A 12,685-nucleotide genomic window follows, 5' to 3' on the forward strand; every position below is an offset into this window, starting at 1 on the left:
TCATATTAGCAAGGTTAAATCACTGAATGGGAGTCATTTGATTTAGGCGGAGAAGCTGCTTTTTTCATAAGCACTTCCCATAAGTGTACGGATTTCTTCCATTCGGCTGCGGCCTGGCCCTTTTGATACATAGCGTTCTCATAACTGAAAGTAAGTTGTTGCATATCGGCCGAGTTGTAAAGTATATCGATGTGGAGAGCGTATTCTCGGAATGTTTGACTTTCACCCCGTGGTATGCCGATTCTCGCAAACTGTTTTAAAAGAGCACCGTAAGCTTTTGGATAAACAGTATCATCTTTTCGGTATTTATAGAAATGAATAATAAAAAAAGTAATCCATTTCATTCTAGTAATGAAGAGAATGTATCCCATGAGACTAATCGGTATCGTAGAGAGGAAGACGTACCACCAAGAAAACCTATTTTTAGAATGTGTAATCTTTTTAGTAGAGGTTTCTTCAGTATCTTCTATTAAATTTTTGAGCTTTGCTTCATTGTTCCGCTCTTGCATTTGCGCGTTTTGAGAATTAGTTTCTTCGCTAGTTTGTAAAGTAGGCGCAGGAGTATTATTTGTGAAATTATAGGGATTGGTAAATCCTTTTGTTGGTTCGAATGGAATCCATCCGTATCCCGGGAAATATACTTCGACCCAAGAATGTGCGTTATTGTTCGCAATTTTATAAACATTCTCACCTTCAGCACTAGCACTTGTATTCTCGGGAGTTCCTTCTGTAAATCCTTTTACCCAGCGGGCGGGAATCCCGGCAGAACGAAGTAGTACAATCATAGACGTCGAAAAATTATTACAGTAGCCGCTTTTCGTATCGAAAAGAAATTGATCTACATAATCTTGGTTTTTGGCAGGAAATAAGACATTCGTTGTTTCATATACAAAAGAGTTGTCTGTAAAATACTTTTCAATAGCTAATACTTTATCATACCGGTTGTCTTTATCATTTGTAAGATTGGCAGCCAAGTCTTTTACTCGCTGTGGTAACGATTCGGGAAGTTGTGTGTACTTTGTCATGAAATAAGAACTTGTTTCATGACCTTCATTCGTTTTTACAGCTTTCAAGTTTTCTATGGGAAACTCCGGGATCTCATATGTTACTTTATACGAACTTAAAGTAGTAGAAGAGTCTCCGTGCATCGTATAGATTTTTTCTGAAAATGGGTCAACGTTGTATGATACATCAGAAGAAGCCTCAACTGATACTAATCCTGCTGGATAGGTAAGGTGAGGGGCACTTTTTTGCATGGTGATTGTTGCTTCGGTTGTCTCTGTTTTTGTATTTTGTTCGTACCAGCTCACGACGTCGTTTTTATTTTTAAAAGAAACCCTCTTCGGATTTTCAGAAATTTCCCAGCCTTTTCCTGTATAAAAATCTTTCGTTTCTACTCTCCAATATTGTTTATTTTGCGTTTGTGCTGTAAAAACAATTGTATTATCTGCCTTAAAGGGACCACCTAATTGCGAGTCATCTAAACCATACCCAACTGTAGAAACTTCTTTTTCTTTACTTGTTTCGGATGTGTTGAATTTTAAAAAATCCATTGGGTTTGGCCATTGAGGACCAAATTTTGGAGCAAAGTATGCGATGGTTGCTGACAATACAATAAATAGTGTAAGAGGTTTAAGTAATTTTGAGATTTCTCTAGCATAATTTTGTAAGTGTTCCATCTCTTTTATTCGTTCTATTTGAAGAAGACTAAGCATAAAAAAGCCGATGACAACAGTACGAATGATAGCGTAGTTTGCATTGTATAAATGTAAGTTATGAAAAGTTACGATATAAATAATAGTTAATACAAGAAATAACAACCCACGTTTTTTATGAATCATCCAAAAAGAGGTGAAAGAACTCAAAAACCAAAATGATAGAAAAAATAAAACTGTTGGAAAAACTGGTGAAATATCTAGTAAATTCCCCTGAAAAAACAGGGAGGAATTTCGAGACATATCAGAAAAAAATGTTGATAGCCAAGATGGATTTATAAAAGCTTTTTTATAATATAAGGAATGAATGATGAATAAAATCGTGATGATTTTTATTGGGATCTGCCACCTTGTTTGAAAAAAAGAGAGAGCGAAGCAAAGTCCTATAAATAGTACAAAAACATCTAATCTGCCTACGTTTGTAATACCTATAAGGGGTCTTAGCCATTCTAGTAAAAGAAGAAATACACATACATGCATGAAGAATCTGTTCATATCCCATTGGTATTTTGTTTGTAATGTTATCATTTGCTCACCTCAAAAAACACGTTTGTATACCGGTTTTCATAAACCGCTTTTACAAATATTTTTCGTTTTTGTAGAGTTTCTAGTATACTTAGTTCTCGATGTGAGAGTTGGTTCGCTTTTTCTTTCACGACAAACACCATTAATTTTCTATTTTTTGTAGCGGCACAATCAGCCGCCTTTTGAATATCGGGAGAAAGATCGCTTGTCACGAGTATAATCGTTACTGGTTCATAAATTTTTCTTAATTCTATTTCTACACTTTGAGAGAGCGGGAATACACTGTCTGCTTGTACTTTCGCTAAATGACAAAAGATTTGTTGCAACTGAGCATCTCCATTGTCTAAAGGGAAAATAGTTCGTTCTTTTCCGACAGACACGAATGACGCTGGTGAATTTTGCTTCAAAGCAGCCCTCACAATAGAGGCAGTAAACGTTACGACTGATTCGAATAGGGGGGACTCAGTTCTGTCCATGAATATCATGATATTATGGCTGCGCTGTTGTTCAAACTCTTTCGTCATAATATTGTTTGTTCGTGCAGTTGCTTTCCAATCAATCCATGAAAAGCGGTCACCAGGTTTATATTCTCTGACACCGACAGAGATTGTAGAGTCTTTTGCTAAATTTATATTTGCTGAAAGGGTTCCTTGTTCGAAATGATTTTCCAATTGTCGATACGTTATATCTATATACTGGGGATAGACTAAAAATATATCTGGAACTGAAAAAGTTACTTCTTTCTCTATCATACCGAATAGATCGCCAGTTTTGACACGTACGCTTGAAAAAGTGTGTTCTCCTCTAGGGATTGTATCAATAACATACTGAAACGAAATGTTTCGTTTCAATCCTGGAAAGAGTATTACCTTATTCGTCTTTGTTTGTCTACAACTTGTAAATTGTGAAGGCAGTTCATCTTCTATAACTAAATAAAGTATGGGAAAAGGAAATTTTCTTTTTATTGTAATCGTGCTTAAAAATGGTTCTCCTGCTACATACTCGTTTTTGTTTGTTATTCGTTTTACTTCAGCGTCCCGTAAAGCGTAGAAGGGGAGTAGCAGTGAGTAAAGACCAATAGGAATCGTACTGTAAAACAAAAACCAACTTACAAACCCTCCTTGAAGCATGGCGTACACAAATGTTAAGACTAGGAATAAAGGGATTAGTAATAACTTGGTAACGTGATAGAGTACTCGTAGTAGCCTTTTCATCAGGGGTTCATCGTCCTTTGATTCGGCACGGCAGTTCGTGCAACGATTTTTGCAATAACTTGTTCTCCTGTTATTCCTTCAAATTTTGCTTCCATTTTTAGAATGAGTCTGTGAGCTAAAACGTAAGGAGCTAAAAATTTAACATCGTCTGGAATAACATAATTTCTGCCATGGATGAATGCATAAGCCTGTGAAGCTTTCATTAAAGCAATTGAACCGCGTGGACTTGCACCTAGCTGTATAGAACTATAAGAACGAGTCTGATTAACAAGCTTTACAATGTAATGTTTGATCCCTTTGTCCATGCTTACTTCCCGTACGCTTTGTTGTAAATAAAGTAATTCTTCAATTGTAGTAATAGCTTGTAAATGGGAGAGTGGACTTGTTTTTTCCATCCGGTTTAAAATTTCAAATTCTTCTTCTGGTGTAGGGTATCCCATTTTTAGCTTCAACAAGAAACGATCAAGCTGAGCTTCTGGTAAAGGGTATGTTCCCTCATATTCGACCGGATTTTGTGTAGCCATTACAAAGAACGGTTTTGGTAGCGGTCTTGTAGTACCATCTATTGTGATATTGCCTTCTTCCATACTTTCAAGTAAGGCGGATTGTGTCTTTGGAGATGTACGATTAATTTCATCAGCAAGTACAAAATTCCCCATAATTGGTCCAGGCTTGAACTCAAATTGGAGCTCTTTTGGATTATAAATAGAAACACCTGTTACATCTGACGGTAGTAAATCAGGTGTGAATTGAATTCGCTTGTAATCAGCATCAATTGATTTAGAAAGAGCACGTACTAGCATCGTTTTCCCGACACCAGGAACATCTTCTAATAGTACATGACCTTCAGCTAAGAGCGCAGTCAAAGCTAAAATCGTTTCTTTTCTTTTTCCGACCATTAATTTTTCAATATTGTTGATTATTTTTTCTACAGTGGGATGTAATGAGTCAAACTGGGGCATCGTAATCCTCCTAATTTTATTATCATTTTCTAATCTATTTAGTGGAAAATAGAATGCATCCTTCTATTTACGAGTAGTCAAACTCCTATCTTAAATTCTGAGAATATTCAGATTATTTACTCCGATTACATCTAGTATAATTGTTTCCATAACTAAGGGCAATACAGTAAATAATGATTTCTAGTTTTATGTGAAATATGTTTTGATATAGACTAGTATTGTCGGTAAAACATAGAGGAGGGGAAGGAAGGAGTGACTTCGATGAGCAAAATAAATAGCGTAGGGAACCCTACGCGTAAAGTTGGAAACATATATCATACGCCTTGTGATTAAAATTTATATGAGTAATAAATAAAGTCGACTTCATTAAGAGACCAGCTATTTAAAATCCTTTATCTTTCTTATATTCTTTTCGTTTATCTAACCAAATATGAATTAATTCTACCAATTCCATTGTTTCAATCTCACAATATTCTCCTTTACCATCTTCGGCTAAATTGTCTAACACAGTAGTTGAATCGTTCCGAATTTCTAAACCGCAAATATTGCCATTTACTACTACATAATTTTTTTCTCCGTTTAAAACACTATGTATTTCTTCTAAAATCCAATCTCCAAAGGCTGAAACTTCAATTCCTAAAAAAGTTTCAACAAGTTTAATTTCTTGAGGAAGTCTCATAACTAAATCTCTACTGTTAAGTACTTCAAAACTATATGGATATTTCATGACTATTTTACTCCTTTATTTCTGGCTTTAGGGACTCTATTTACTTCTCCATTAATCTCATAAGCTCTATTAAGGTAAGAAGTTCTTATATTATCATCACTCTTGTCCTACTTGAATTATAGTAAAAGTAGATTATTATTAAACTTATCTATCCAATATTTATTTGATGTAGGTATGAATTCAGTGAAATCTTCATATGTACCAATCCAATCTTTTGGTACATAGTTTTCGTATGATGCCGGTTCTGGAAACATTGAATATAGTATTTTATTATCAAAGTTAATTAATAAGACTGGACTAAAATCTAATAGATCTTCTCCTGCATTTTTCCTTTTAATATTTTCAAGTAGTAAATAATTTAATTCCTCTTTAGTTGTTTTATATTGATTAATCCTTAGTAAAAATACTTCTACATTTTCATTATTTAATACTTGTATTCCATTTCTTTCTTCCGTTTCCTCATTATCTTCAATGCTTACACCTAAATTTTTATATGCATGATCTAATTTATCATAATCTAAAAACCATAGTTCTTTATCTGTTACATACCATCTAAACTCATTTGTATATATGATACCTACTATAATGTTTTCTGCATAAAGCGGTTCTAATATCATAATAGCCTCCTTTTAATATTATCTTATAATCTTGCCATTCTTGGCGTATTCTTCTCTTCATTCGATCCAAGGTGCTGGCAACTCATAAGAATTTACTGGCGTTTTTTGGTTCAACTATACTCAGGACAGTTCCCCTTGGTTTAGTGAGTTTGATTTAAAGTATTGCATTTTCATTTTTAAATACATTTAACGAATTAGGTATATCAAATACAACTAATTCTAAATTAATACCTCTATTATATAAGAAATATTTTGCGTGCTCATCGTTATCTGTATTTCATCTTAAACTTTGGTAGAAGAGAAGAAGGAATTTAACAGTCAGTGAAGGATGTGAACCCCCACAATGATTTGATTTTCACATTTTCATATTTTCTCAAGAATTTTTGACAATCTCTTGAACTGTGCGAAATGTCACATCTGTATTTTACAGCCTCTCTTATAGTAAGGGTATGAAAGAGAGACGTATTAAAGGAGTGAACATGATGAAGAAGAAACCTTCAGCACTAATGAGACGTTTAAAATATTTTTCACCAATAGATCGTTATAACGATAACCATACACAAGAAACGTATGAAGATCGTGAATGGGAGAATGTGTACAGAAAGCGTTGGCAGCATGATAAAGTAATTCGTTCTACACATGGTGTGAACTGTACTGGTTCATGTAGCTGGAATATATATGTGAAAGATGGAATTGTAACTTGGGAAGGGCAGGAGCTGAACTATCCGACTACAGGTCCGGATATGCCTGATTTTGAACCACGAGGATGTCCACGTGGAGCGAGTTTTTCATGGTACATTTATAGTCCGCTTCGTGTGAAATATCCGTATGTACGTGGTGTTCTTTGGAATATGTGGCAAGAGGAACTACAAAATAATGAGTCACCATTAGATGCTTGGAAAAGCATTGTGGAAAACCCTGAAAAAGCACGTAAGTATAAGCAGGCGCGTGGTAAAGGGGGATTCATTCGTGCGAATTGGGATGAAGTATTACAACTCGTTTCTGCTTCATTACTTTATACAGTAATGAAATACGGTCCAGACCGAAATGTTGGTTTTTCACCAATTCCAGCTATGTCGATGTTAAGTCATGCAGCTGGTAGTCGCTTTATGCAACTTATGGGTGGACCGATGCTTAGTTTTTATGATTGGTACGCAGATTTACCACCAGCTTCGCCGCAAATTTGGGGCGATCAAACAGATGTACCAGAAAGTAGTGATTGGTATAACTCTGGTTACATTATGACGTGGGGTTCAAATGTACCGATGACGAGAACGCCAGATGCTCACTTTTTAGCAGAGGTTCGATATAAAGGAACGAAAGTCGTTTCTGTCAGTCCTGACTTCGCTGAATCTACAAAGTTTGCGGATGAATGGATTAGTGTGAAACAAGGTACAGATGGTGCACTTGCGATGGCAATGGGGCACGTAATCTTACAAGAATTTTACGTAGATAATCAAGTGGAATATTTCACAAAGTATGCGAAGCAATATACTGATTTTCCTTTCTTCGTCACATTGAAACAAAAAGGAGATCAATTCGTTGCGGATCGATTTTTAAATGCTTCTGATATCGGACGCGAAACGAAGTTAGGAGAATGGAAGCCTGTTCTTTGGAACGAGAACACGAATGATTTTGCAACACCTCACGGCACAATGGGATCACGTTGGGATAACGAAAAGAAATGGAACTTACGTTTAGAAGATGAACAAACAGGTGAAAAGATTGATCCACGTCTTTCTTTACTTGGAATGGAAGATGCTGTTGGAACAGTACAAATTCCGTATTTCTCTGATGATGGAAATACAATATTAGAACGTACAATTCCAGTGAAAAAAGTTATGACAGAAGAAGGCGAAGTGTTCGTTACAACTGTATACGACTTAACATTAGCAAATTACGGCGTGAACCGAGGGCTCGGGGGACAAGAACCGAAAGATTTCAATGATGACGTACCGTTTACACCTGCCTGGCAAGAGAAAATGACGGGAGTGAAGCGAGAGCTTATTATTCAAATTGCTCGTGAGTTCGCACAAAATGCTGTTGATACAAATGGTCGTTCGATGATTATTGTCGGAGCCGGTATTAACCACTGGTTTAACTCTGATACGATTTATCGCGCAGTATTAAATCTTGTACTTCTCGTTGGAGCACAAGGTGTAAACGGCGGCGGTTGGGCACATTATGTTGGTCAAGAAAAATTACGACCAGCAGAAGGCTGGCAAACAATCGCGATGGCAAAAGATTGGCAAGGGCCACCAAAATTACAAAACGGTACATCTTTCTTCTATTTCGTAACAGATCAATGGCGCTATGAAGATACACCTGTCGGGCATTTAGCATCACCGATTGAGGGCAACTCTCGTTATCAACATCACGGTGATTACAATGTATTGGCGGCACGACTTGGCTGGTTGCCTTCATATCCAACATTCGAGAAAAATGGAATTGAATTATATAAAGAGGCTGTTGCTTCTGGTGCAACAACGCAAGAAGAAATCGGAAAATACGTTGCACAAAAATTAAAAGAAAAAGAACTGAAATTTGCGATTGAAGATCCTGATAATAAAAACAACTTCCCACGCAACTTATTCGTATGGCGTGCAAATTTAATTTCAAGTTCCGGTAAAGGTCACGAATATTTTTTAAAATATTTATTAGGTACAACAAACGGATTAATGAATGATGATAGTGATTCATTACGACCAGAAGAAATTAAGTGGCATGAAGAAGCACCAGAAGGGAAGTTAGATTTACTCATTAATTTAGATTTCCGTATGGCTGGAACAGCGCTTTATTCTGATATCGTCTTACCTGCTTCAACTTGGTATGAAAAGCACGATTTAAGTAGTACAGATATGCATCCATTTGTGCATCCATTTAATCCAGCAATCGGTTCACCGTGGGAAGCACGCTCTGACTGGGATATTTTCACCGCTCTTTCTAAGGCTGTGTCAGATTTAGCGAAGAAAATCGATCTTGAGCCAATGAAAGAAGTCGTTGCAACACCACTTCTTCACGATACACCGCAAGAATTAGCACAACCACTTGGCAAGATTAAAGATTGGAGCAAAGGCGAGTGTGAACCAATCCCAGGTAAAACGATGCCACAAATTCATGTTGTCGAAAGGGATTATAAAACGATTTATGACAAAATGACTGCGCTAGGACCAAATACCGGAAAGCAACCGATTGGTACGAAAGGGATTTCTTGGTCTGCAGAAAAAGAATATGAGCAATTAAAGAGTCGATTAGGAGTTGTACGAACGGATTCTATTGCGAAAGGGTGCCCAGATATAAAAGAAGCAATTAATGCTGCTGAGGCGGTATTAACACTTTCTTCTACAACTAACGGTCATATGGCTGTAAAAGCATGGGAAGCACTTGAAAAACAAACAGATTTAAAACTACGTGATTTAGCAGAAGAACGTGAAGAAGAATGCTTCACATTTGAACAAATTACCGCACAGCCGAAAACGGTAATTACTTCTCCTGCTTTTACGGGTTCTGAAAAAGGTGGACGCCGTTACTCACCATTTACAACAAATGTTGAACGTCTTATCCCTTGGAGAACGATAACTGGTCGACAATCTTTCTACTTAGATCATGACATGATGAAAGAATTTGGTGAAACGATGGCAACATTTAAACCAATTCTGCAACATAAACCGTTCCGTAAATCACGGCCCGAAGTAGAAGGGAAAGAGATTACACTAAACTATTTAACACCGCATAATAAGTGGTCGATTCATAGTATGTATTTCGATTCATTACCGATGTTAACGCTGTTTAGAGGTGGTCCAACTGTTTGGATGAATAAAGAGGACGCTGCAGAAGCTGGCGTTGCAGATAATGATTGGATCGAGTGCTTTAACCGTAACGGTGTTGTTGTAGCACGTGCTGTTGTAACGCACCGTATACCGAGAGGAATGGCATTTATGCACCATGCGCAAGATCGTCACATTAACGTACCTGGTACGAAATTAACAAGTAACCGCGGGGGAACGCATAATAGTCCAACTCGAATTCACGTGAAACCGACACATATGATTGGTGGGTATGGTCAATTAAGTTATGGATTTAACTATTATGGTCCAACTGGGAACCAGCGCGACTTAAACGTTGTAATTCGCAAACTGAAGGAGGTAGATTGGCTTGAAGATTAAAGCGCAAGTCGGAATGGTAATGAACCTAGATAAATGCATCGGCTGCCATACTTGTAGCGTAACATGCAAAAACACCTGGACAAATCGTCCAGGTGCTGAATATATGTACTTCAATAACGTAGAAACGAAACCTGGTATCGGTTATCCGAAGCAATGGGAAGATCAGGAGAAATATAAAGGCGGCTGGGAATTGAAAAATGGTGAAATTCAGCTGAAATCCGGTTCGAAAATGAAGCGTCTTATGAATATTTTCCACAATCCAGATCAACCAACAATTGATGATTACTTTGAACCTTGGAACTATGATTATGAAACGTTAACAAATAGTCCGCAGCGTAAGCATCAGCCAGTTGCTCGTCCGAAATCAGCAATTACAGGCGAATTTATCGACAAAATTGAATGGGGTCCAAACTGGGAAGATGATTTAGCTGGTGGACATATAACAGGATTACAAGATCCGAATGTAAAGAAAATGGAAGAAGAAATTAAAACGGATTTTGAAAATGTCTTTATGATGTATTTACCACGCATATGCGAACATTGTATGAATCCATCTTGTGTATCTTCTTGTCCATCTGGTGCGATGTATAAACGTGAAGAAGATGGGATTGTTCTTGTAGATCAAAATGCATGTCGTGCATGGAGATTCTGCGTATCTTCTTGTCCATATAAAAAAGTGTATTTTAACTGGCAAACGAATAAAGCTGAAAAATGCACAATGTGTTTCCCACGTATTGAAGCTGGTATGCCAACAATTTGTTCAGAAACATGTGTAGGACGTATCAGATATATTGGGGTAATGCTATATGACGCTGACAAAGTAAAAGAAGCAGCTTCTGCTGAAGATGAAAAAGATTTATATGAATCTCAGCTTACTGTTTTCCTAGATCCAAATGATCCAGAAGTAGCGGCTGAAGCGAAAAAACAAGGCATTCCTGAAGAATGGATTAAAGCGGCACAACAATCACCAATCTATAAAATGATTATCGATTGGAAAATTGCTCTGCCTCTTCATCCAGAGTATCGTACAATGCCAATGGTTTGGTATATCCCGCCGCTTAGCCCAATTATGAACATGGTGGAGGGGAAAGGTAGTAACTGGCAAGCGGAAGAGATTTTCCCTGCTATCGATAATATGCGTATTCCAATTCAATATTTAGCGAATTTACTCACTGCAGGAGATGAATCACACATTCGTCTTACATTGAAAAAAATGGCTGTCATGCGAACACATATGAGAGCACTGCAAATTAATAAAGAACCAAATGAAGCAGTATTAAAAGAAATTGGTTTAACGAAACAGGATGTAGAAGATATGTATCGTCTTCTTGCTATCGCAAAATATAAAGATCGCTTCGTTATCCCGACGTCTCACCGCGAACAAGTTGCAGATTTATATAACGAACAAGGAAGCTGTGGCCTTTCCTTCACAGGTGGTCCAGGCTCTTGTATGACGATTTCTTAAATAAAGGGGGCAGAAAATTATGAAAGAAAGTTTACAAACTGCTTTTTCTTGTTCTTCTTTTCTTCTCTCCTACCCTGAACTAGGGTGGAGAGAAGCTGTAACAGAATTACAAGAAGAGATTGAAGCGATTGAACAGGAAGAAGTTAAAACTTCACTTACAGCATTTATAAAACAAGCGCTAGATAAAACGAACGATCAACTTATTGATAGTTACGTATATACATTTGATTTTGGTAAAAAGACTAATATGTATTTAACGTATATGAACACCGGTGAACAAAGAGAAAGAGGTATTGAATTACTAGAGTTAAAACAGCATTATAAAACATCTGGTTTTGAAGTAACGGATAAAGAACTACCAGATTATTTACCACTATTACTCGAGTTTTTTGCAAATGCAAATGAGCAAGATAGTGAACCAATTATGAGTAAATACAAGGAAAATATACAAGCATTACACGTTCAATTAAAAGACGCAAATAGTATGTATGAACCAATTCTTGCAGCGGTTCTCCTCGCTATCGATACATGGGGTGTACAGACAAATTAGAAAGGAGAGTTGTCAAAATGATGGATCAATTTCTATGGGTGTTGTTTCCCTATATCATTTTTGCAATTTTTATCGGTGGACATATTTTCAGATACAACTATGATCAATTTGGATGGACATCAAAATCTAGTGAACTATTAGAGAAGAAAATGCTCCGAATCGGAAGTCTATTATTCCACTTTGGGATCATGTTCGTCATTGGTGGTCATGTTATGGGGATTTTAATTCCAGAGTCCGTGTACCGTTCAATAGGTATTACAGAGCATATGTATCATATTGTAGCAATTAGTTTCGGACTTCCGGCAGGTGTTGCTTCTATCGTTGGTTTAATTATATTAACATACCGCCGCGTAACAGTAAAACGTATTATTGCAACGAGTACAAAGGGAGATTATATTGCGCTTATTTTATTACTTATCGTTATGCTGGCAGGACTTTCCTCAACATTTTTAAACATCGACTCAAAAGGATTTGATTATCGTACAACGATTGGCCCTTGGTTCCGAAGTCTCTTTATTTTCCAACCAAAAGTTGAATATATGACGGAAGTACCAGTTTGGTTTAAAATTCATATTCTCGCAGGGTTGGGGCTTTTCGCAGTATGGCCATTTACAAGACTGGTACATGTATTTAGTGCCCCAATTAAATACTTAAGTCGTAGTTATGTAATTTACAGAAGACGTATTCCAAATGAATTGAAAAAATAGTTTTGCTATACATGTTTAGTAATTTATAAGAAAAGCC

9 protein-coding genes are annotated in these 12,685 nt (G+C 36.8%); 4 read left to right on the forward strand and 5 right to left on the reverse strand.

Features of this window, described 5'->3' with window-relative positions; genetic code table 11:
* Positions 1-14: 14 nt before the first annotated feature.
* The 5 genes from ACQKNI_RS15925 to ACQKNI_RS15945 all read right to left on the reverse strand — a co-directional run bounded on the left by ACQKNI_RS15925 (position 15) and on the right by ACQKNI_RS15945 (position 5,760).
* Complete coding sequence (locus ACQKNI_RS15925) at positions 15-2,243, reverse strand: transglutaminase TgpA family protein (protein WP_098252285.1); 2,229 nt, start codon at positions 2,241-2,243, stop codon at positions 15-17.
* On the reverse strand, positions 2,240-3,454 hold the full coding sequence (locus tag ACQKNI_RS15930; RefSeq protein WP_098252286.1) for a DUF58 domain-containing protein: 1,215 nt from the start codon (positions 3,452-3,454) through the stop codon (positions 2,240-2,242). Before ACQKNI_RS15930 ends, ACQKNI_RS15925 begins: the two co-directional genes overlap by 4 nt.
* Positions 3,454-4,416, reverse strand: a complete 963-nt coding sequence (locus ACQKNI_RS15935; protein ID WP_098252287.1) for an AAA family ATPase — start codon at positions 4,414-4,416, stop codon at positions 3,454-3,456. Before ACQKNI_RS15935 ends, ACQKNI_RS15930 begins: the two co-directional genes overlap by 1 nt.
* Before the next feature lie 382 nt (positions 4,417-4,798).
* Positions 4,799-5,143 (reverse strand): hypothetical protein, encoded by a 345-nt coding sequence (locus ACQKNI_RS15940; protein ID WP_098252288.1) that lies wholly within the window; start codon positions 5,141-5,143, stop codon positions 4,799-4,801.
* Between the two features lie 116 nt (positions 5,144-5,259).
* On the reverse strand, positions 5,260-5,760 hold the full coding sequence (locus tag ACQKNI_RS15945) for a hypothetical protein (RefSeq protein ID WP_098252289.1): 501 nt from the start codon (positions 5,758-5,760) through the stop codon (positions 5,260-5,262).
* Positions 5,761-6,239: 479 nt separating this feature from the next.
* Here ACQKNI_RS15945 and ACQKNI_RS15950 point away from each other — a divergent pair, with 479 nt between their 5' ends.
* The 4 genes from ACQKNI_RS15950 to narI are packed head-to-tail and all read left to right on the forward strand — an operon-like array spanning position 6,240 to position 12,648.
* Entirely contained in the window at positions 6,240-9,926 is a 3,687-nt protein-coding gene (locus tag ACQKNI_RS15950) for a nitrate reductase subunit alpha (RefSeq protein ID WP_170952752.1), read from the forward strand.
* Positions 9,916-11,391, forward strand: coding sequence for a nitrate reductase subunit beta (gene narH, locus ACQKNI_RS15955; RefSeq protein WP_098252291.1), 1,476 nt, complete (start codon positions 9,916-9,918; stop codon positions 11,389-11,391). Before ACQKNI_RS15950 ends, narH begins: the two co-directional genes overlap by 11 nt.
* Before the next feature lie 19 nt (positions 11,392-11,410).
* Entirely contained in the window at positions 11,411-11,941 is a 531-nt protein-coding gene (gene narJ, locus ACQKNI_RS15960; RefSeq protein ID WP_098252292.1) for a nitrate reductase molybdenum cofactor assembly chaperone, read from the forward strand.
* A gap of 17 nt (positions 11,942-11,958) precedes the next feature.
* The gene (gene narI / locus ACQKNI_RS15965) at positions 11,959-12,648 is read left to right on the forward strand and encodes a respiratory nitrate reductase subunit gamma (RefSeq protein WP_098252293.1); all 690 of its coding nucleotides are present in this window, start codon (positions 11,959-11,961) and stop codon (positions 12,646-12,648) included.
* The last annotated feature ends 37 nt before the right edge of the window (positions 12,649-12,685 follow it).

Source organism: Bacillus sp. NPDC094064 (assembly GCF_050279585.1).
In the GTDB taxonomy this organism is placed as follows: domain Bacteria; phylum Bacillota; class Bacilli; order Bacillales; family Bacillaceae_G; genus Bacillus_A.